The 23,043-nt window shown below is 41.3% G+C and carries 13 protein-coding genes, 2 tRNA genes and 3 rRNA genes; 7 read left to right on the top strand and 11 right to left on the bottom strand.

Annotation, left to right across the window (positions count from 1 at the left end; all coding sequences use genetic code 11):
* Positions 1 to 132: 132 nt before the first annotated feature.
* From glmM to rlmE, 4 genes are all read right to left on the bottom strand, one after another.
* Positions 133 to 1,470, bottom strand: a complete 1,338-nt coding sequence (gene glmM / locus ACU5DF_RS16220; RefSeq protein WP_045101268.1) for a phosphoglucosamine mutase — start codon at positions 1,468 to 1,470, stop codon at positions 133 to 135.
* A 44-nt stretch (positions 1,471 to 1,514) separates the two neighbouring features.
* Positions 1,515 to 2,351 carry a dihydropteroate synthase gene (folP, locus tag ACU5DF_RS16225; protein WP_446713559.1) on the bottom strand — a complete coding sequence of 279 codons (837 nt, stop codon included), beginning with the start codon at positions 2,349 to 2,351 and terminating at the stop codon, positions 1,515 to 1,517.
* A gap of 66 nt (positions 2,352 to 2,417) precedes the next feature.
* On the bottom strand, positions 2,418 to 4,382 hold the full coding sequence (gene ftsH / locus ACU5DF_RS16230) for an ATP-dependent zinc metalloprotease FtsH (RefSeq protein WP_045101266.1): 1,965 nt from the start codon (positions 4,380 to 4,382) through the stop codon (positions 2,418 to 2,420).
* An 85-nt stretch (positions 4,383 to 4,467) separates the two neighbouring features.
* The gene (gene rlmE / locus ACU5DF_RS16235) at positions 4,468 to 5,097 is read right to left on the bottom strand and encodes a 23S rRNA (uridine(2552)-2'-O)-methyltransferase RlmE (RefSeq protein WP_045101265.1); all 630 of its coding nucleotides are present in this window, start codon (positions 5,095 to 5,097) and stop codon (positions 4,468 to 4,470) included.
* A 118-nt stretch (positions 5,098 to 5,215) separates the two neighbouring features.
* On the opposite strand from rlmE, the gene yhbY reads away from it, so the two are divergent.
* Positions 5,216 to 5,512, top strand: coding sequence for a ribosome assembly RNA-binding protein YhbY (gene yhbY / locus ACU5DF_RS16240; protein WP_045101264.1), 297 nt, complete (start codon positions 5,216 to 5,218; stop codon positions 5,510 to 5,512).
* Between the two features lie 95 nt (positions 5,513 to 5,607).
* On the opposite strand, the gene greA is transcribed toward yhbY, so the two are convergent.
* Positions 5,608 to 6,081, bottom strand: coding sequence for a transcription elongation factor GreA (gene greA / locus ACU5DF_RS16245; protein WP_045101263.1), 474 nt, complete (start codon positions 6,079 to 6,081; stop codon positions 5,608 to 5,610).
* Between the two features lie 589 nt (positions 6,082 to 6,670).
* Between greA and ACU5DF_RS16250 the strand changes: the two genes are divergently transcribed.
* Positions 6,671 to 7,621, top strand: a complete 951-nt coding sequence (locus ACU5DF_RS16250) for a porin (protein WP_446714259.1) — start codon at positions 6,671 to 6,673, stop codon at positions 7,619 to 7,621.
* Between the two features lie 145 nt (positions 7,622 to 7,766).
* The gene (dacB, locus tag ACU5DF_RS16255) at positions 7,767 to 9,173 is read left to right on the top strand and encodes a serine-type D-Ala-D-Ala carboxypeptidase (RefSeq protein WP_446713560.1); all 1,407 of its coding nucleotides are present in this window, start codon (positions 7,767 to 7,769) and stop codon (positions 9,171 to 9,173) included.
* A 1,028-nt stretch (positions 9,174 to 10,201) separates the two neighbouring features.
* Here dacB and ACU5DF_RS16260 read toward each other — a convergent pair.
* The 5 genes from ACU5DF_RS16260 to ACU5DF_RS16280 form a co-directional block, all read right to left on the bottom strand.
* Positions 10,202 to 10,278, bottom strand: a tRNA-Asp gene (locus tag ACU5DF_RS16260).
* Between the two features lie 71 nt (positions 10,279 to 10,349).
* A 5S ribosomal RNA gene (gene rrf, locus ACU5DF_RS16265) occupies positions 10,350 to 10,465 on the bottom strand.
* Between the two features lie 136 nt (positions 10,466 to 10,601).
* Positions 10,602 to 13,492 (bottom strand): 23S ribosomal RNA (locus ACU5DF_RS16270).
* Positions 13,493 to 13,852: 360 nt separating this feature from the next.
* Positions 13,853 to 13,928 (bottom strand) — tRNA-Glu (locus ACU5DF_RS16275).
* A 66-nt stretch (positions 13,929 to 13,994) separates the two neighbouring features.
* A 16S ribosomal RNA gene (locus ACU5DF_RS16280) occupies positions 13,995 to 15,537 on the bottom strand.
* Together the 16S, 23S and 5S rRNA genes with 2 tRNA genes alongside form the textbook arrangement of a ribosomal RNA operon.
* A 466-nt stretch (positions 15,538 to 16,003) precedes the next feature.
* On the opposite strand from ACU5DF_RS16280, the gene mtnN reads away from it, so the two are divergent.
* The 4 genes from mtnN (at position 16,004) to shyC (ending at position 19,883) form a co-directional block, all read left to right on the top strand.
* Positions 16,004 to 16,699 carry a 5'-methylthioadenosine/S-adenosylhomocysteine nucleosidase gene (gene mtnN, locus ACU5DF_RS16285; RefSeq protein WP_446713561.1) on the top strand — a complete coding sequence of 232 codons (696 nt, stop codon included), beginning with the start codon at positions 16,004 to 16,006 and terminating at the stop codon, positions 16,697 to 16,699.
* Between the two features lie 66 nt (positions 16,700 to 16,765).
* Positions 16,766 to 17,719 (top strand): cobalamin biosynthesis family protein, encoded by a 954-nt coding sequence (locus ACU5DF_RS16290; protein WP_446713562.1) that lies wholly within the window; start codon positions 16,766 to 16,768, stop codon positions 17,717 to 17,719.
* Positions 17,720 to 17,763: 44 nt separating this feature from the next.
* Complete coding sequence (locus ACU5DF_RS16295) at positions 17,764 to 18,375, top strand: TRIC cation channel family protein (protein ID WP_045101258.1); 612 nt, start codon at positions 17,764 to 17,766, stop codon at positions 18,373 to 18,375.
* A gap of 197 nt (positions 18,376 to 18,572) precedes the next feature.
* On the top strand, positions 18,573 to 19,883 hold the full coding sequence (gene shyC, locus ACU5DF_RS16300; protein ID WP_045101257.1) for a peptidoglycan DD-endopeptidase ShyC: 1,311 nt from the start codon (positions 18,573 to 18,575) through the stop codon (positions 19,881 to 19,883).
* A 62-nt stretch (positions 19,884 to 19,945) separates the two neighbouring features.
* On the opposite strand, the gene ACU5DF_RS16305 is transcribed toward shyC, so the two are convergent.
* Entirely contained in the window at positions 19,946 to 23,035 is a 3,090-nt protein-coding gene (locus ACU5DF_RS16305; RefSeq protein ID WP_446713563.1) for an efflux RND transporter permease subunit, read from the bottom strand.
* Positions 23,036 to 23,043 lie beyond the last annotated feature (8 nt).

A 23,043-nucleotide genomic window follows, 5' to 3' on the forward strand; every position in this document is an offset into this window, starting at 1 on the left:
ATTAATGTACCGGTAGCCCATTGGCAACACCAGCGCCCTCTCAATTAAGAGGCCGAGGGATATTAACCAAACTAGGCTACTATGACAAGTTAAAATTAACAAAAAACGTTCAATTTCATTTAATTGCTCAAATTAACAGCTTTCCTTTACGGCATCTGCAATTTGAAGCGCGTATTGCTGAACAAGCTCTGCATCCTCTCCTTCAACCATAACGCGGATTAACGGTTCCGTACCTGATTTACGTAATAAAACTCGACCGTTATCACCTAATTTTGATTCAACATCAGCTTGAGCGGCTTTTACTGCATCAGATTCTAATGGGTTATTATCACCGACAAAACGAACATTTTCTAAAACTTGTGGGAACATGCTCATTCCATCACATAATTCTTTTAATGACATTTTACTACCAACAATCGAAGCTATAACCTGAAGAGCTGCAACAATTGCATCACCTGTAGTCACTTTATCTAAAAGGATAACATGCCCTGAGTTCTCAGCACCAATTAACCAATTATTTTTCAGCAGCCTCTCCATTACATAACGATCACCCACATCTGAGCGCTCGAATGGGATCCCAAGATTTCGTAATGCAACCTCCATTCCCATATTCGTCATTAGTGTTCCAACAACACCGCCTTTCAATTCACCTCGACGAAGGGAGTCACGAGCAATAATATATGCAATTTGATCACCATCCACTTTATTTCCCAATTCATCAACCATGATGATACGGTCACCGTCGCCATCAAAAGCGACACCAAAATCTGCTTTTTCTTCTAATACTTTGGCCTGTAGGGCGCGTACGTCTGTTGCGCCCACTTCGTGGTTGATATTAGTCCCATTTGGTTCACAACCAATAGTAATAATTTCTGCACCAAGTTCTTTAAATACGTTAGGGGCAATATGATACGTTGCACCATGAGCACAATCGATGACCATTTTAACACCAGCCAAACTTAACTCTTTAGGAAAAGTACTTTTGCAAAATTCGATATATCGCCCAGCGGCATCATTTAAACGCGATGCTTTACCTAATAGAGCTGACTCAACGCATGTCATTGGCTTATCGAGCTCTGCTTCAATTGCCATTTCAATATCATCAGGAAGTTTTGTACCCTCTGATGAGAAAAATTTAATGCCATTATCATAATAAGGATTATGAGAAGCTGAAATAACGATGCCAGCTTCAGCACGAAATGTCTGAGTAAGGTAAGCCACAGCGGGAGTTGGCATTGGTCCCGTAAACTTCGCTTGTAATCCTGCAGCAGCTAAACCTGCTTCTAATGCAGATTCAAGCATATAGCCAGAAATACGCGTATCTTTACCGATAATAACTTTTTTGGTTCCTTGCTTAGCAAGTACCTTACCTGCAGCCCAACCCAGTTTCATTATAAAGTCAGGGGTAATAGGTGCTTGCCCAACGAGACCTCTAACACCATCGGTTCCAAAATATTTACGCTCAGCCATGTTGTACTCCATGTTTTAATTTTAATAATTTGTTTAAATGATTACTAACGAGCACTCTGCTCTAGAGTTGCCTGGCATATTTTTACTATATCCATCGTTTGTTCAAAATCATGGACTCGAATAATTTGTGCGCCCTTCATTGCTGCAATAGTGGCACACGCCAAGCTACCAGACACCGCGTTTTGCGGTTCTGTATTTAGTAATTTAAAAATCATTGATTTACGAGACATTCCCGCCAAAATAGGAAAACCTAATTGATGAAAACGCTCTAATTCAGCAAGTAATTGGTAATTATGCGCTAAGGTTTTACCAAATCCAAATCCAGGGTCAAGAATTAACTTATCTTTTGCGATACCAACCGATTGGCATGCCGACACTCTTTCCTCTAGAAAGCGGGAGACATCAACTAATAGATCATCATAGGTCGGATTAGATTGCATGGTTCTAGGCTGACCTTGCATATGCATAAGGCACACTGGCACATTTGCTTTTGCTGCAATCTCTAATGCGTTTGGCTCTTGCAGTGCACGTACATCATTAATTAAATCAGCACCAGCCTTTACCGCTTCATCCATCACTATTGCTTTACTTGTATCAATTGAAACCCAAGTATCCAAACGTTGATTGATCGCTTCAACAATAGGAATAACACGATCCAATTCTTGCTGAATACTCACATCAGGAGCGCCAGGCCTTGTCGACTCTCCGCCAACATCAACAAAGCTAACACCGGCATTCACCATTTTCTCAGCTTGTTTTAAAGCCGTATCTAAATGTATAAATTTACCACCATCAGAAAAAGAATCAGGCGTAATATTAAGAATTGCCATCACATGAGAACGGTCCAATATTAACGTCTTATCTTTACTTATCAATTTCATGATCAGTTCCCTTTAAATACAAAAACCCCGAGCATAACTCGGGGTTTGTTTTTTACTTAATTGATCTTACTTTTCAGAGGAATCTGAATCAGTTTTAGTCTCTTCAGTTGCTTGAGGTTTTTCTTCCTCAGGCTTCTTTTCAACTTTTGATTCATCTTCAGTTGCTGGTTTTTCGCTTTTCTCTTCAGGTTTGGCTTGATTTTCATCACCCCACCCTTGAGGCTCGCGGATTTCAGCTTTACGCTCCATTAAGTCATCAATTTGACCGGCATCAATGGTTTCAAATGTCATCAAAGCATCTTTCATTGAATGCAGTACATCCATATTTTCTTCAAGGATCTGTCTAGCGCGAGCATAGTTACGATCAATGATGGTACGGATTTCAGCATCAATAAGCTGTAATGTTTCAGGTGACACGTGTTTAGATTGATGAGAGCCACCGTGACCTGAGAATGGGTCACCTTGATCTTCTGCATAAAGTAATGGGCCAAGTGCATCCGAGAAACCCCATTGGGTTACCATCTTACGTGCAATATCAGTTGCTCGTTCAATGTCATTTGATGCACCAGTTGATACTTTATCAACACCATAAATAAGCTCTTCAGCCAATCGACCACCGTATAAACTTGAAATCATAGATTCTAAGTGCTGACGGTTCATGCTTACTCGGTCTTGTTCAGGTAAGTACATCGTTACACCTAGCGCACGGCCACGTGGAATAATTGATACTTTATACACTGGATCGTGTTCAGGAACTAAACGACCAACAATAGCATGACCAGCTTCATGATAAGCAGTCGAGGCTTTCGTCTCTTCTGTCATTACCATTGACTTACGCTCTGCACCCATCATGATTTTGTCTTTCGCAAGCTCAAACTCAACCATTGATACAACGCGTTTATTAGTTCGAGCAGCGAATAACGCAGCTTCGTTAACTAAGTTCGCTAAGTCAGCACCAGAGAAACCAGGAGTACCACGTGCTATTAATGACGGCTCAACACCACCAGCTAATGGCACTTTACGCATGTGGACTTGAAGAATTTGCTCACGACCACGAATGTCAGGTAAACCTACAACAACTTGGCGGTCAAAACGGCCAGGGCGCAATAACGCAGCATCCAGAACATCTGGACGGTTAGTTGCAGCAACAACGATGACACCTTCGTTACCTTCAAAACCATCCATTTCTACTAGCATTTGGTTCAATGTTTGTTCACGTTCATCATTACCGCCACCAACACCAGCGCCACGTTGGCGACCTACAGCATCAATTTCATCGATAAAGATAATACAAGGTGATGATTTTTTCGCTTGTTCAAACATGTCACGCACACGAGATGCACCAACACCAACAAACATTTCAACGAAATCAGAACCTGAAATTGAGAAAAAAGGTACTTTTGCTTCACCAGCAATTGCTTTTGCAATTAATGTTTTACCAGTACCAGGAGGACCAACCAATAAAACACCTGTTGGAATTTTACCACCCAATTTCTGGAAACGGCTTGGTTCACGTAAGTAATCAACCAATTCTTTAACGTCTTCTTTTGCTTCATCACAACCAGCAACATCATCGAATGTTGTGTTGATCTGCTCTTCCGTCATCATCTTAGCTTTGCTTTTACCAAAGGACATTGCCCCTTTGCCGCCGCCGCCTTGCATCTGACGCATGAAGAAGATCCAAACACCAATAAGAAGAATCATTGGGAACCACGAAATAAAGATAGACTCAAGTAAGCTCTGCTCTTCTGGTGGAGTTCCTTTAACAATTACGTTTTGGTTGATAAGATCATCAAGCAATTTAGGATCTTGAAATACAGGCATATATGTTACATAACGAGTTCCGTCACGCTTCATTACCTTGATTTCACGATTATTAAATGTTGCTTCTTGAACTTGGCTATTACCTACTTGTTTTACAAAAGTAGTATAGTCAATCGAACGACCAGAGCTATCGCTCGGCCCAAAGCTTTGGAATACCGACATTAAAACAACAGCGATAACCAGCCACAATATTAGATTTTTTGCCATGTCACTCAAGGTGTTAACCCCGCGTTAACTAAATAGATGAAAGATAGAGTACTACAGTTTATAACCTGTAGCTACTACGTACGACTTATCCTTTGTAACCAGTGGCTACAATATACACTTCACGAGAACGTGCACGTGATGAATCTGGTTTTCGAATCTTAACAACTTTGAATATATTACGTACTTCTTGCAAGTACTGATCAAACCCTTCTCCTTGGAATACTTTCACGGTAAAGCTGCCATTTTCAGCCAATACTTGACGACACATATCCAACGCCAGCTCAACAAGATACATAGCTCTTGGTTGATCTACCGCTTGATTGCCACTCATATTTGGCGCCATGTCTGACATTACTACATCTACCATATCTGGTTGTATGCGTTCAAGCAATGCGTCTAATACTGCTTCTTCCCTAAAGTCCCCCTGTAAAAAGCTTACACCTGCAATTGAGTCCATCGCTAAAATATCACAAGCAATAACTTGACCTGAATCACCGACTTGTTCAACTGCATATTGTGACCACCCACCAGGAGCAGCACCAAGGTCAACAACGGTCATTCCTGGTTTTAGTAACTTATCTTTATTTTGGATCTCTTCAATTTTGAAAATAGCACGAGAACGATAGCCTCTTTTCTGCGCTTCAAGAACGTATTTATCATCAAAGTGTTCTTTTAACCAGCGGCCAGAGCTTGCTGAAAGTTTATTTTTACTCATGCATTACCTAAAAATACTTAATTAAAATTAGAAGACTGAAACAAAAAATAGTCTTCCGGAATAGATGGCGTTAGAATAGGCTGTTTTCAACCCTTAATATAGAAAAAATCGGGTATATATGAACCTAAGCACAAAACAGAAGCAACACCTTAAAGGCCTTGCTCACAATTTAAAACCCGTTGTAATGATGGGCTCAAATGGTCTAACTGAAGCTGTAGTAGCTGAAATTGAGATTTCTCTTAACCACCACGAGCTTATCAAAGTTAAGATTGCTTCTGAAGACCGTGACACTAAGCAATTGATTGTTGACGCAATCATTCGCGAAACAGAAGCAGAAAAAGTACAAGTTATCGGTAAGACTCTTGTTCTATACCGCGCTAGCGAAGCTCGTAAAATTGAGATCCCTAGAAAATAATTTCTCTACTAATTTGTTAAGAAATTAAAAAGGCCGTTTTAGTTCTCTTTAAAGGATAACTACACGGCCTTTATATTTTATCTCAATAGTTACAATTAAATGTACTCTACTTCTTCAATTTCAAATTCTTTGGTTCCACCAGGTGTTTGAATATTCACTTCATCACCAGCTATCTTACCAATAAGGCCACGAGCAATCGGTGAATTTACTGAGATACGACCCTCTTTAATATTCGCTTCATCATCTGCAACGATTTGATATTTCACTTCATCATCAGTATTTACGTCAATCAAAGTTACCGTCGAACCAAAAATAACTTTTCCTGTATTAGTCATTTTTGTGACATCGATTACTTGAGCTACAGATAGCTTATATTCAATGTCGCGGATCTGAGCTTCGCAGATCCCTTGCTCTTCACGTGCAGCATGGTACTCTGCATTTTCTTTCAAATCGCCTAGCTCTCTCGCTTCACCAATTGCTTTTGAAATGACAGGGCGACGCTTCAATAGTACGTCTAATTCATCACGCAGTAGCTTCTCGCCACGTACCGTCATTGGTACCTTATCCATATTTTCCTACCTCTAAAGCCGAATTCACAAATTCAGCAAATAAAAAAACCACCAAAGTAAATTTAATAATAGTTATTATCAAATTAATGCCTCAGTGTTTTTGTTCAAGTTTCATTTACTCTAGTGTAAACAAAGAAATGCTTTTAATCACCTATCTATTGTTTGTTTCTACAAAGAAGTTTTAAAAATGACGCCACACAGAACGCGAAGCCTCTCTCAAAAATATGATTTCATAGTATTCAAACAGAACATAAAAGATAAAATTGCGATTGACGTCACAATTTTTTCAAAATCAAAATACAAAAAAATATAAAACAATATTTAATTAAAACTAGAGGAAAACTTTAACTAAATGATGTAAACAACTGATAGGAAAGGAAGTAAATCACAACTTAAAAATAAAAAACAGTGTTCAATTGTGATTTTTAGATTGTTTTACTAACCTTTCGTTGTCGTTATCCCTGAAAATAGCTTCATTGAAACGATGATAGTAACTACCAACTATTCTTAATAATAAGAAGTCACATACGGTTACTTTCATTTAAACTGGATGACTACCTCCTCCACCCTTATAGGAATTAGAAGCATGATGAATAAAAAAGTATTGGCTTTAGCAGTAGCAGCAATTACTTCAGCTAGCGCAGTAAATGCAGCAGAAATCTACAAAGGCGAAGACCAAACTCTAGAAATGGGTGGCCGTGCTGAAGCGCGCCTATTCATGCAAGACGGTGATGCAGTAGACAATAGCCGTGTACGTTTAAACTTTAAAGGTACAACTCAAATTTCTGATGGTCTATACGGTGTTGGTTTTTACGAAGGTGAATTCACTACAGCTGAAAACGGCGGTGTTGATAGCGATGCTACTTCAAGCGTAGTAAACCGTTACACATACGCAGGCCTTGGCGGTACATTTGGTGAAGTAACTTACGGTAAAAACGACGGTGCTTTAGGCGTAATTACTGATTTTACAGATATCATGGCTTATCACGGTAATTCAGCAGCAATGAAAATTGCAGTAGCTGATCGTACTGATAACAACCTAGGCTACAAAGGCACATTTGGTGATTTTTCAGCAAAAGCTAACTACCGCTTTGATGATTCTGCAACTGAAGATAACAGCGGTTACGCACTTTCTGGTATCTACGCATTTGGCGATACTGGCTTTAAAGTAGGTGCTGGTTACGCTGATCAAGACGAGCAAAACGAAGCAATGCTTGCTGGTTCTTACACTATGGGTAACTTATACTTCGCTGGTACATTCACTAATGGTGAAGTAGCGAAAAAAGATGGTGATTACACAGGCTACGAAGCTGCTGTAGCTTACACTATGGGTAAAACAGTATTCACATCTACATACAACAACGCTGAAACTAACAATGAAACATCAGCGGATAATTTTGCTGTAGATGCAACTTACTTCTTTAATTCTAATTTCCGCACTTATGTATCTTACAATTTCAACTTACTAGATAAGAATGATGTTACAGTACAAAAAGAAGCTGAAGATTCTCTAGCTCTAGGTATGCGTTACGACTTCTAATCGAGCCCTAACTCTTACTTAAATAAAACGCTCGTCTCGGTGGGCGTTTTTTATTTGTGACATTCCATTAATTTTTTCCTATTCATTACACATCACTCGCTGCAAACGCTAAGATAGTCTCAATTACCTTTACATTGAGTTCATCATGTCTTTTTCTCGCTTTACGCTATTGGGCCTTGCCCTACTCTCATGCTCCAGCTTTGCCAGCATTCAACACGCACTTAATACACTCCCAGCAGGAAGTCGAACCGCTATTGTGGTTGAAAACCTCACTTCGCAGGATATTGAGTTTCAACAAAAACAAGATGAACTGCTTCCTCCTGCTAGTACATTAAAAATTGCGACTGCATTATCCGCTCGATTAGCTCTTGGAAAAGAATTCACTTTCTCAACAAATCTAAATAAAATCGATAACGATGTTGTTCTGACTTTTTCTGGTGATCCTTCACTTTCACGTAACGATTTGTCCTTAATATTTGATGAAAGTGATCTAAAAACGATTCAAGGTGATTTATGGATTAATGATACTATTTTCACTGGATATGAAAGAGCTGTAGGTTGGCCATGGGACATTTTAGGAGTTTGTTATAGCGCGCCATCGAGCGCACTAAGTATTGATGGTAACTGTGTACAGGCCTCGATTACGACTCATACAGATGGTACCACTAAGGTATTTGTACCTATCCACCAACCGATTTTATTTTCAAGTACAGCTCTTAGCGTGACACGTGAAGAACAAAAAGCATCTTTCTGTGATTTAGAATTAACGACTCAAGGGAATTATTATCAATTAGATGGTTGCTTGGTTGAGCGCCGTAAACCATTACCACTTAAGTTTGCCATACAAGACACCCAAGATTTCACAAAAAAGACAGTACTAAAAATCTTAACCGAAAATAATATATCTTTAAAAGGCAAGGTTCGTTTTGGAAACCCAGTGATGCCCCTCGAAAGCTCTTTATTACTTGCTCAACATAAATCGAAACCATTAATGGAATTGATTTCTCATATGTTAAAAAAATCAGATAATCATTATGCTGATAATTTAATAAAAATGATGGGGCACTTAACTTACCAACAAGCAGGAAGCTTTGCTAATGGTACGGCTGCAATGAAAGATATATTATTAAACCAGGCAAATGTCGATTTAAGTAATGCTGTCTTAGTCGACGGTTCAGGGCTTTCTCGTAATAACCGTATGACTGCAAATCAAATGAAATCTATTTTGCAGTTTATATACAAATACGATAATGAATTAGATTTAATTGCCTTATTACCAACTTCAGGTATTGATGGCACTTTAAAATACCGTAATAGTATGAGAACAGAACCAATAAAAGGCAATATAACGGCAAAAAGCGGATCTCTATTCGGCAGCTATAATATGGCAGGTTTTGTTGGATTAAAAACCAATAAAGCACACTTATTTGTTCAGTTTGTAGCTGACTATCATCCAAAAAAAGTAAAGGAAGCGAGCATTCCTGTTGAGCGTCCTATCGATACTTTTGAGAAAGAATTTTATTTAGAGATAATTAAATTATCAACTAAATAAAATTAGCTAAAGTATGTTGATACTAATCACTTTTCTTTAGACAAAAAATCCCTAATCTTTCGATTAGGGATTTTTTGGTATAGTGGCTACGTTAACGGGACTTTCTATCAACCTTGAAAGCGACACGTCCCCCGGCGTGACTGGCCGCTAAGCTCTCCAATAAAAAGCCTAACCAACTGAACTACCACTTCGCAGTGTCTATTCTGCATCATTCAACTTTTAAACAGACGTAAAAAAGCCCTAATCTTTCGATTAGAGCTTTTTTGGTATAGTGGCTACGTTAGCGGGACTTTCTATCAACCTTGAAAGCGACACATCCCCCGACGTGACTGGCCGCTAAGCTCTCCAATAAAAAGCTTAACCAACTGAACTACCACTTCGCAGTGTCTATTCTGCATAATTCAACTTTTATACGGACGTAAAAAAGCCCTAATCTTTCGATTAGGGCTTTCTTAGTATAGTGGCTACGTTAACGGGACTTTCTATCAACCTTGAAAGCGACACGTCCCCCGGCGTGACTGGCCGCTAAGCTCTCCAATAAAAAGCCTAACCAACTGAACTACCACTTCGCAGTGTCTATTCTGCATCATTCAACTTTTATACAGACGTAAAAAAGCCCTAATCTTTCGATTAGAGCTTTTTTGGTATAGTGGCTACGTTAGCGGGACTTTCTATCAACCTTGAAAGCGACACATCCCCCGGCGTGACTGGCCGCTAAGCTCTCCAATAAAAAGCTTAACCAACTGAACTACCACTTCGCAGTGTCTATTCTGCATAATTCAACTTTTATACGGACGTAAAAAAGCCCTAATCTTTCGATTAGAGCTTTTTTGGTATAGTGGCTACGTTAGCGGAACTTTCTATCAACCTTGAAAGCGACACGTCCCCCGGCGTGACTGGCCGCTAAGCTCTCCAATAAAAAGCCTAACCAACTGAACTACCACTTCGCAGTGTCTATTCTGCATCATTCAACTTTTAAACAGACGTAAAAAAGCCCTAATCTTTCGATTAGGGCTTTCTTGGTATAGTGGCGGAGTGGACGGGACTCGAACCCGCGACCCCCGGCGTGACAGGCCGGTATTCTAACCAACTGAACTACCACTCCGCAGTGTCTATTCAGGTGTATCTAACTTTTTGTCTTTATCTTTTTTATAAAAAGATGAAAACGAATTTAAAGCCTGGCGATGTCCTACTCTCACATGGGGAAACCCCACACTACCATCGGCGCTATTACGTTTCACTTCTGAGTTCGGCATGGGATCAGGTGGGTCCATAACGCTATGGTCGCCAAGCAAATTCTTTCTATCTACCTCACTAAGAGATAAATAATAATCTGGAAAGCCGTTTCTCTATATAAAGAGTTGTTCTTAATCACATTCAATCTGTTTCTTGTCACTTTAAATCCGTTCAAAACCCCTTGGGTGTTGTATGGTTAAGCCTCACGGGCAATTAGTACAGGTTAGCTCAATGCCTCGCAGCACTTACACACCCTGCCTATCAACGTCGTAGTCTTCAACAACCCTTTAGGATACGTATAGTATCAGGGATGACTCATCTCAAGGCTCGCTTCACGCTTAGATGCTTTCAGCGTTTATCGATCCCGAACTTAGCTACCGGGCAATGCTACTGGCGTAACAACCCGAACACCAGAGGTTCGTCCACTCCGGTCCTCTCGTACTAGGAGCAGCCCCTTTCAATCATCCAACGCCCACGGCAGATAGGGACCGAACTGTCTCACGACGTTCTAAACCCAGCTCGCGTACCACTTTAAATGGCGAACAGCCATACCCTTGGGACCGACTTCAGCCCCAGGATGTGATGAGCCGACATCGAGGTGCCAAACACCGCCGTCGATATGAACTCTTGGGCGGTATCAGCCTGTTATCCCCGGAGTACCTTTTATCCGTTGAGCGATGGCCCTTCCATTCAGAACCACCGGATCACTATGACCTACTTTCGTACCTGCTCGAATTGTCATTCTCGCAGTCAAGCGGGCTTATGCCATTGCACTAACCACACGATGTCCAACCGTGTTTAGCCCACCTTCGTGCTCCTCCGTTACTCTTTGGGAGGAGACCGCCCCAGTCAAACTACCCACCAGGCACTGTCCGCAACCCCGATAAGGGGCCAACGTTAGAACATCAAGCATACAAGGGTGGTATTTCAAGATTGCCTCCACCAATACTAGCGTACTGGTTTCAAAGGCTCCCACCTATCCTACACATGTAGGGTCAATGTTCAGTGCCAAGCTGTAGTAAAGGTTCACGGGGTCTTTCCGTCTAGCCGCGGGTACACTGCATCTTCACAGCGATTTCAATTTCACTGAGTCTCGGGTGGAGACAGCGTGGCCATCATTACGCCATTCGTGCAGGTCGGAACTTACCCGACAAGGAATTTCGCTACCTTAGGACCGTTATAGTTACGGCCGCCGTTTACTTGGGCTTCGATCAAGAGCTTCGACCGAAGTCTAACCCCATCAATTAACCTTCAAGCACCGGGCAGGCGTCACACCGTATACGTCATCTTACGATTTAGCACAGTGCTATGTTTTTAATAAACAGTTGCAGCCACCTGGTATCTGCGACTCCCGGCAGCTTAGAGAGCAAGTCTCATCACCGCTAGGAGCGTACCTTCTCCCGAAGTTACGGTACCATTTTGCCTAGTTCCTTCACCCGAGTTCTCTCAAGCGCCTTAGTATTCTCTACTCGACCACCTGTGTCGGTTTGGGGTACGATTTCTTATAATCTGAAGCTTAGAGGCTTTTCCTGGAAGCATGGCATCAATGGCTTCACATCCGTAGATGCTCGACATCGTGTCTCAGCCTAACAAGAGTCCGGATTTACCTAAACTCTTAGCCTACGCACTTGAACTTGGACGACCGTCGCCAAGCCCACCTAGCCTTCTCCGTCCCCCCATCGCAATTATAAGAAGTACGGGAATATTAACCCGTTTCCCATCGACTACGCTTTTCAGCCTCGCCTTAGGGGTCGACTTACCCTGCCCCGATTAACGTTGGACAGGAACCCTTGGTCTTCCGGCGAGGGGGTTTTTCACCCCCTTTATCGTTACTCATGTCAGCATTCGCACTTCTGATACCTCCAGCATGCCTTACAGCACACCTTCGACGGCTTACAGAACGCTCCCCTACCCAGCACAATAAATTGCACTGCCGCAGCTTCGGTGTATAGCTTAGCCCCGTTACATCTTCCGCGCAGGCCGACTCGACCAGTGAGCTATTACGCTTTCTTTAAATGATGGCTGCTTCTAAGCCAACATCCTGGCTGTCTGAGCCTTCCCACATCGTTTCCCACTTAGCTATAACTTTGGGACCTTAGCTGGCGGTCTGGGTTGTTTCCCTCTCCACGACGGACGTTAGCACCCGCCGTGTGTCTCCCGGATAGTACTTACTGGTATTCGGAGTTTGCAAAGGGTTGGTAAGTCGGGATGACCCCCTAGCCTTAACAGTGCTCTACCCCCAGTAGTATTCGTCCGAGGCTCTACCTAAATAGATTTCGGGGAGAACCAGCTATCTCCAAGTTTGATTGGCCTTTCACCCCTAGCCACAAGTCATCCGCTAATTTTTCAACATTAGTCGGTTCGGTCCTCCAGTTGATGTTACTCAACCTTCAACCTGCCCATGGCTAGATCACTTGGTTTCGGGTCTATATCCAGAGACTGAACGCCCAGTTAAGACTCGGTTTCCCTACGGCTCCCCTAAACGGTTAACCTTGCCACTGAATATAAGTCGCTGACCCATTATACAAAAGGTACGCAGTCACATAACAAGTATGCTCCTACTGCTTGTACGTACACGGTTTCAGGTTCTATTTCACTCCCCTCACAGGGGTTCTTTTCGCCTTTCCCTCACGGTACTGGTTCACTATCGGTCAGTCAGTAGTATTTAGCCTTGGAGGATGGTCCCCCCATATTCAGACAGGATATCACGTGTCCCGCCTTACTCGTTTTCACTGATGATGAGATGTCGGTTACAGGGCTATCACCTTGTATCGCGCCACTTTCCAGAGGCTTCACCTGTCTCATTAAAAGCTTAAGGGCTAACCCAATTTCGCTCGCCGCTACTTTCGGGATCTCGGTTGATTTCTCTTCCTCGGGGTACTTAGATGTTTCAGTTCTCCCGGTTTGCTTCGCTGCGCTATGTATTCACGCAGCGATACTAGCTTATGCTAGTGGGTTTCCCCATTCAGAAATCCCAGACTCAAAAGGTTTTTACTACCTAATCTGGGCTTATCGCAAGTTAATACGTCTTTCATCGCCTCTGACTGCCAAGGCATCCACCGTGTACGCTTAGTCACTTAACCATACAACCCCAAGAGGTTTCGTATGGACCATTTGCTTTCACTTTTCAAAAGTGAAGACAAAACAGCAACCAAGGTTGAACTCGTCATTGCGAGTTCTGGTTTTTCGCCGGATTCAAAATACAAGAACACTTGAATGTGTTTTTAATTTGTTTATCTAAGATAAACAAAAGATATTAAGAACTTTTAAATTTTGATTTAACTTAATTACAGCCTGAGCTGTTTTGTTTTACTTTTTAAAAAGTAAAAATAAATTAAGCTAAATCAGTCAGCTTTCCAAATTGTTAAAGAGCGATTTCACGCTAATGCGTGTAACCATTTTTAAAGACTCTTAAAGGCATCGCCTAAAAGAACGTTTAAAGATGGTATCCCGTAGGGGAGTCGAACCCCTGTTACCGCCGTGAAAGGGCGGTGTCCTAGGCCTCTAGACGAACGGGACACTAAGATACTCTAAATTAAAACCTTATTAATCTGTGTGAACACTCATAAATCGTAATCTATCGTTTAAGGAGGTGATCCAGCCCCAGGTTCCCCTAGGGCTACCTTGTTACGACTTCACCCCAGTCATGAACCACAAAGTGGTGAGCGTCCTCCCGAAGGTTAAACTACCCACTTCTTTTGCAGCCCACTCCCATGGTGTGACGGGCGGTGTGTACAAGGCCCGGGAACGTATTCACCGTGACATTCTGATTCACGATTACTAGCGATTCCGACTTCACGGAGTCGAGTTGCAGACTCCGATCCGGACTACGACGCACTTTTTGGGATTCGCTCACTATCGCTAGCTTGCAGCCCTCTGTATGCGCCATTGTAGCACGTGTGTAGCCCTACTCGTAAGGGCCATGATGACTTGACGTCGTCCCCACCTTCCTCCGGTTTATCACCGGCAGTCTCCCTGGAGTTCCCACCATTACGTGCTGGCAAACAAGGATAAGGGTTGCGCTCGTTGCGGGACTTAACCCAACATTTCACAACACGAGCTGACGACAGCCATGCAGCACCTGTCTCAGAGTTCCCGAAGGCACTAAGCTATCTCTAGCGAATTCTCTGGATGTCAAGAGTAGGTAAGGTTCTTCGCGTTGCATCGAATTAAACCACATGCTCCACCGCTTGTGCGGGCCCCCGTCAATTCATTTGAGTTTTAATCTTGCGACCGTACTCCCCAGGCGGTCTACTTAACGCGTTAGCTCCGAAAGCCACGGCTCAAGGCCACAACCTCCAAGTAGACATCGTTTACGGCGTGGACTACCAGGGTATCTAATCCTGTTTGCTCCCCACGCTTTCGCATCTGAGTGTCAGTGTCTGTCCAGGGGGCCGCCTTCGCCACTGGTATTCCTTCAGATCTCTACGCATTTCACCGCTACACCTGAAATTCTACCCCCCTCTACAGCACTCTAGTTCACCAGTTTCAAATGCGGTTCCGAGGTTGAGCCCCGGGCTTTCACATCTGACTTAACAAACCACCTGCATGCGCTTTACGCCCAGTAATTCCGATTAACGCTCGCACCCTCCGTATTACCGCGGCTGCTGGCACGGAGTTAGCCGGTGCTTCTTCTGTCGCTAACGTCAAGATGTACAGCTATTAACTGCACACCCTTCCTCACGACTGAAAGTACTTTACAACCCGAAGGCCTTCTTCATACACGCGGCATGGCTGCATCAGGCTTTCGCCCATTGTGCAATATTCCCCACTGCTGCCTCCCGTAGGAGTCTGGACCGTGTCTCAGTTCCAGTGTGGCTGATCATCCTCTCAGACCAGCTAGAGATCGTCGCCTTGGTGAGCTCTTACCCCACCAACTAGCTAATCTCACCTGGGCTAATCTTGACGCGAGAGGTCCGAAGATCCCCCTCTTTGGTCCGAAGACATTATGCGGTATTAGCTATCGTTTCCAATAGTTATCCCCCACATCAAGGCATATTCCCAGGCATTACTCACCCGTCCGCCGCTCGTCAGCGAATTAGCAAGCTAATTCCTGTTACCGCTCGACTTGCATGTGTTAGGCCTGCCGCCAGCGTTCAATCTGAGCCATGATCAAACTCTTCAATTAAAGTTTTTTGGTTGCTCTGTCTTCTTAGTTAAAAGAGGGCAGAAACAAAACCGGCTCAATGATTAATACTGATTTCTTACATAAAAGTAATTTTGTGTAGTCACTCAGTTCATTGATTATTTTTGTTTGAATTCACTTCGAAAAGTAAAAGCAAACTAGTGATTATCAACTCACAAGTGCCCACACAGATTAATAGGTTTCAAATTTTTAAAGAGCAAACTAACAAGGCATACTGTGATTTGAATCACTCGCTCCGTGTCAGTGGATGCGCAGTATAGGCAATTCAGATTTTCGTGCAAGGCTTTTTATGAAAAAAAATACCGTTCGAGCGAGAATTAAACAATGCGGGTAAATATCCACCTAAAAATACCATTTTATACGTGATAAACCTCATTACTCTTAGCTCCTCACTCTTTAATAGCTATGTTACAATTATCATCTATTCAAACTTTATTGAGATATACACATGAAAATCGGCATTATTGGTGCAATGGAACAAGAAGTTGCCATTCTAAAAGAACAGATTGAAAGCTTAACAACCACAATAAAAGCAGGATGTACTTTCCATACAGGTACATTAGCTGGCGTAGACGTTGTATTGCTACAATCTGGTATTGGTAAAGTTGCTGCTGCAGTAGGTACAACATTACTTATTTCAGATCATAATGTAGATCTTATACTAAACACAGGTTCAGCTGGTGGGTTTGATTCATCACTAAACCTTGGTGATGTCGTTATTTCAACAGAAGTGCGCCACCATGATGCAGACGTAACTGCTTTTGGTTACGAAATGGGGCAAATGGCACAACAGCCAGCCGCTTTCAAAGCCGATGAGAAATTAATGTCAATTGCAGAACAAGCATTAACACAGATGGAAAATAAACACGCTGTACGTGGCTTAATCTGTACTGGTGATGCTTTTGTATGTACTCCAGAACGCCAAGCATTTATCCGCACTCACTTCCCATCAGTTATCGCAGTTGAAATGGAAGCATCAGCAATTGCTCAAACTTGTCATCAGTTTGAAGTCCCATTTGTTGTTGTTCGTGCAATTTCAGATATAGCTGATAAAGAATCACCAATGAGCTTTGAGGAGTTTTTACCTCTTGCAGCGCAAAGCTCATCAGAAATGGTGACTAAAATGGTTGCATTGCTAAAATAATTGCAACGTAATTGAGCTAACAAATTAGTTAGCTCAATTCTTTCCCTCTATATATAGTAAACATATATGTCTGAAAAATTATCTCTACTCATTGCTGATTACTCTCTATTGGTTTTATGGGGAGCATTATTATTTCATTTACTTCTACCTATTCCCGTACATGCCCACCCAATGACCATTTGGCGAAAATTTGCTGAATTGTTAGCCACAAAAGTAAATACCGCTCGATCTTACCAACAACGGGGGCTTTCTGGCTTCTTAGCTTGGACTTTAATGGTCATTCCTGCATTTATTGTATGTATCGCTGCTCAACCAATCGCTTGGAATCTTCCTCTATTTAATTTAGGCCTATTACTTATCTCATTAGAGTGGCGAGGAGTTGAAAAACTCTGTAAAGCAACGATCCAGGCAATTAATCAGGATAATAAGAAAGATGCTAAAGAAGCGCTACAACCATGGGTTAATAGAGAGGTTGAGCCTTTATCCTTATTAGGATTAGGTAAAGCCAGTGCAGAAACGATAATTTTAGGTTACGCGAGAACCGTTATCGGGGTTCTATTTTGGTACGGTATTGCAGGAGGGATTGGCGCATTTATCTATCGCTTATCATTAGAGTTAGCGAGAGCTTGGTCTCCTTCAAGAGATTCATTTAGACCTTTTGGTATTCCCGCATTAACTATACAAACTTTTCTTGATTTTATTCCTCTCAAACTTTTTAGTTTGCTGTGCCTTCTTGGAAAAAACTTTCAAATAACGCTTCAAGCACTAAGCCAACAACGTAAGAGTTGGGCAAATACAAATAATGCGTGGCTACTTATCATAATTGGGAAAAAATTTGAGCTTTCTCTAGGTGGACCTGTTATTTATCAGGGCAAGAAAATTAGCAGACCTAAATTGGGGGGACAAATTGCTCCTTCTGCAATTCATCTTGCTCAGGTACACCGTTTCTTAAGCTGGAGAATTGCTATCTGGATAATAATTCAAAGCATCCTTATGGTTATAATAAAGCAAGGGTTATAACTTTTTATTTCAACGACATCATGCAGTAAGTCATAGAGGACAAGATGTTAATCTATATAATTGATATGTTCGGCACCGCTATTTTTGCTATTTCAGGCGTATTATTAGCTGGACGACTAAAAATGGACCCTTTCGGGGTCACTGTACTAGCCAGTGTTACCGCTATTGGAGGAGGGACTATTCGTGATATGGCATTGGGAGCGACCCCTGTTTTCTGGATCAATGATACTAACTATTTATTAGTCATTTTTATTACCTGTATTTTAACTATGTTAATAATTAGAAGACCTAAACGACTCCCTTGGTACGTTCTTCCTGTTTCTGATGCAATTGGTTTAGCTGTTTTTGTTGGTATCGGGGTTGAAAAAACATTGAGTTATAATGCCGATCCAATGGTTGCCGTTATAATGGGAGTGATTACTGGTTGCGGTGGCGGCATTATTCGAGATGTTCTTGCTCGTGAAGTTCCTATGGTATTACGTAGTGAAGTGTATGCTACTGCTTGCATTTTAGGTGGCATAGTTCATACATCAGCTCTCGAATTCAACATTGAAAGCTCAACCGCGATGCTTATTGGGGTTGCAGCAACCTTAAGTATAAGATTAGCAGCAATTCGATGGCATTTATCTTTACCAACCTTCGCTCTTAATAAGTAATTTAACCAGTAATAATGCACAAATAATTGCTGGAATTATGATCATATATCTAAACCAAGCAATGGAATAACTTCTATTTCTTGGTTTTTTCATATAAAAAGATGACAAAACTATAACCTCATTACGTGGTAGTTAAGTCAAAAACAAGCTAAACTTCTACGTCGTAATTTTAATGAATTCTTACCAAACTTATTCGAATGATATTATCTAAATTAACTCGCATTCCTGTAATCCATCGCATTCTGATTGGTATTTGCAGTGCAGGAGTAGTCGCCACCATCGCAACTATTCCAAGCTCTGTGACTCCAGAATCTGGATTTTATAAACTATCCATTGGGCAAGCTTATCCTCTAGAACTTCACCAAGAATCTCTTATTTCTCACGAACCAACAGCAACTAATAAACAGTTATCTTGGGAAACATATACTGTAAAGTCTGGTGAAAGTGCTTCTGTTTTATTTAGCCGAGTCGGACTAACTGCTCGTCAGCTCTATAGCTTAACCAGCAGTGATAAGGAGATAGAAAGGCAATTAACTCGGCTTCGTCCCGGAGATAAACTCAAATTTGGGTTTAATCAAGAGCAAGAAATTGTTCAGCTTATTCGTCCTATCAGTAAATTTGAAACCTACCGTATCAGTAAGATAGGTGATAGTTATCTTGGGTTACTTGAAAAACAAGAAATCGACACTCAATTAAACTACACCAAAGCGACTATAACTTCTAATTTTTGGAATGCTTCTATTAGCGCGGGCTTAAATGCAAATCAAATTATGGAGCTTGCTGGTATCTTTGGTTGGGATATCGATTTTGCGCTTGATATTAGAGAAGGTGATAGCTTTAAAGTTCTCTATGAAGATAAATATGTAGAGGGTGAATACGCAGGAAAAGGGAATATTATCGCAGCCTCATTTACAAACCGTGGAGACACCTTTACCGCTATTCGTAATGATAAAAATGGTAATTTCTACGAACCAAATGGCCGAGCAATGAAAAAAGCTTTTTTACGCTCTCCAATTAATTTTCGCTATGTCAGTTCTAACTTCAACCCTCGTCGCTTGCATCCAGTAACTGGCCAAAGAAAAGCACATCGAGGCACTGATTATGTAGCACCAGTAGGAACTCCTATTTGGGCTGCTGGTGACGGTGTTGTTGATAGAGCTGGTTATAATAAATTTAATGGTAACTATGTTTTTATTCGTCATAGTAATACCTATATTACTAAATACCTACATATGACCAAACGTTATGTAAAAACAGGACAAAGAGTGAAACAAGGTCAAACGGTTGGAACTCTTGGTAGTACAGGGCGAGTCACTGGCCCTCATTTACATTATGAATTTTTAGTAAATGGTGTACATAAAAATCCAAGAACTGTCTCTTTACCACAATCAAAATCTTTAACAGGTAGCGATAAAAAAGAGTTTGAACTGATTGCTAAAAAACGCCTGAAGCAATTAGAGCAATACAGTCAATTTATTGTTGGTAATCATCCTGTTATAACTCACTAACGATAAATAATACTATAATAAGCGCTCTAATAATTACTATTAGGGCGCTTATTGTCTTAACTCTATTCCTTTACTGGCTTGTCTCTACCTAACATCAATAAGCATGGGGTTAACACTAACGTTAATACCGTTGCAAATGCTAAACCCCCTGCGACTGCCGTGGCTAGTTGTGACCACCACTGAGTACTAGGCGCGCCAAACTCCACTTTTTGACTTACCAGATCGATATTCATTTCCAGTACCATTGGCATTAAACCTAAAATCGTTGTCACCGTAGTTAACAGCACTGGACGTAAACGTTGAACACCGGTTTGTAATATCGCATCTACTTTTTCAAGCCCTTCTTTACGTAACGTATTGTAGGTATCAATAAGTACAATATTATTGTTTACAACGATTCCCGCTAAAGAGATAACTCCTATCCCTGACATGATGATCCCAAACGGGCGCTGGAATATCAGTAAGCCAGCAAAGACACCAACAGTTGAAAATAAAACCGCACTAAGAATAAGAAAAGCCTGATAAAAACTATTAAATTGCGTTACCAAGATAATTGCCATTACAGCCAGAGCGACAATAAAGGCATTTTGAAGAAATTTAGCTGAATTATTTTGCTCTTCATTTTGCCCTCTTAATTTAAACTCAACGTCCTCAGGTAAATCTAAAGAATTTAATGCTGATTCAATCTTTGGTAACTCAATACTTAAGTTATAGCCATCACTCATGTCAGCTTTAACAGTTAAGATCCGATGGCCATCAATTCGATGAATCGTATCTTGTTTATGAGTCGGAATGATCCGCGCAAAATTTGTAATAGGAACCAGCCCATTTGCCGTTTTTACTCTTAACTCATCAAAGCGCCCAATATCTCGATGCTCTTCAGGAAAACGCACAAGAATATCGACTTGTTCATCATTATCATCTGGTAAGTAATCACCAATTTTGAGCCCATTAGTAACAAATTGCACTGTATTACCGACAAGTGTCGCATCCGCACCAAAGCGCGCCGCATCATCTCGACGAATATCTATTTTCCAATCAATTCCTTGTTTATTCGAGGTATCACTCACATTGGTAAAAGCGGGATTAGCATCTATCCACTCTCTAACTTTCGTTACTGATTGATTAAGCTGTTCGCCATTTCTAGCACTAAGTTCGATAACTAAATCATGCTCACTCGGAGGCCCTGCATTTGGCGTACTAAACTCTAACTCAATACCTGCAATGTCTTGAGTTTGTACTCTTAAGTCACTAATAATATCTTTAACTGGCCGACGATATTGCCAATCCACAGGGGTAATTTGTATTTGTCCAATCTCATCATCCCCTCCAGTTCGGGTGTAAATACTGTCTAACTCTTTCATTCCTAAGATTTGATTTTGTACCTCAACCATTAATTTATCTTTTTCATTAATAGAGAGATCACCATGAGAGCGCACCTTAACCGTTAGGAATGGAGGATCAACATCAGGGAAGAAGACGACACCTAAACCTGCTTTAGCGTAAGTAAAACCAATCCCAACCGCTAGCACAATTGCCAATAATAAAATTTTAAACGGATGTTTTAATGCCATCGATAACGTATGGTAATAAAGTTTTGTTATTCCTTCGGTTTGACGAAAATCGCCTTGACTCAGTGCATACAATTTATCTTTTTTCTGTGGCAAAACTTGCTGTGGTTTACCAAATAAACTACCCAAAACAGGGACAAATAACAGAGCCATAGCAAGAGATGCACTCAATGTCGCGATTAAAGTAAGAGGCAAATACTTCATAAACTCGCCAGTAACATCAGGCCAGAATAACAAAGGTGCAAAAGCGGCCAATGTGGTTGCTGTAGAAGCAGTGATCGGCCATGCCATTCGCTGTGCAGCTTCTCGATACGCATCAATACGATGCGAGCCTTCCTGCATTCGTCGATCAGCATATTCCGTAACAACAATTGCGCCATCAACAAGCATTCCTACCGCCATAATAAGCGAAAATAACACTACGATATTAATGGTTAACCCAGACAGAGCTAACAGTAATAATCCAGTTAAAAATGAACCAGGAATTGAGATCCCAACAAGAAGCGCAGTTCTTGCTCCTAAAATTGCAATAATGACAATCACAACTAATAAAATGGCTGATAAGATATTATTTTGCAGATCGTTAAGCATGATCTTAACGTCTTTTGACTCATCCCACGTATATTTTACCAATAAATTATTTGGCCATGAATCAAGCTCTTGAGCACCCGCTAAGACCGCTTTTACTATCTCAACCGTTTCAATAATATTTTCGCCAGAGCGTTTTTTGATGTCTAAAACAATCGCTTTTTCACCATTTAGCCGAGCGTAACTGTTTGGATCTCTAAAGGCTTTTCGAACCGTTGCAATATCTCCAAAAGTCACAACTTGCTTACCATCCACTTTAATTGGTAGCTCAAGGACATCTTTAAGTGAATCAAAAACAGAAGGCACTTTAACTGAAAATCGCCCATAACCGGTATCAACAAACCCTGCGGCTACCACTCGATTATTCAGTGCTATAAGGTTATAAATAGCGGCTTGATCTAATCCGTAACTTTCCAATAAAAGAGGATCGACAATAATTTCGACCACATCTTCCCGATCACCAGCAATATCAACTTCTAGTATTTGCTTATAGCTTTCAAGCTTATCTTGTAATTTTCGGGCAATTTGTACTGCAGTTCGCTCAGGAACGGTTCCGTATAGCACCACAGATAATACAGCTTGCTCTGCTGCTAAAGTGACTTCATTAACTGTTGGTTCATCACTTTCTTCCGGTAAATCTGGTTTAACCAAATCAACCGCATCTCTTACATCAGTAAGTGACTTATCCAGATCCGTTCCAACATTAAATTCTAATGTTACTGAGCCATACCCTTCGCCAGCAACGGCTGTCATTTCTTTTATCCCCTCAATAGAGCGTAACCCTTGCTCCATTGGACGAACTAATAAACGCTCTGAATCTTCAGGCGAAATGCCTTGGTGACTCATTGATACATAAATAATAGGGATAGTGATATCAGGGTTCGATTCTTTTGGGATAAGAATATAAGTGTAAACACCGGCCACAAGCAGTAAAACAAGTAGCATCAACATAGTTCGAGCACGACTTAATGCCGCATTAATAATAGCTAACATATGACGTC

The organism is Aliivibrio wodanis, from assembly GCF_052920805.1.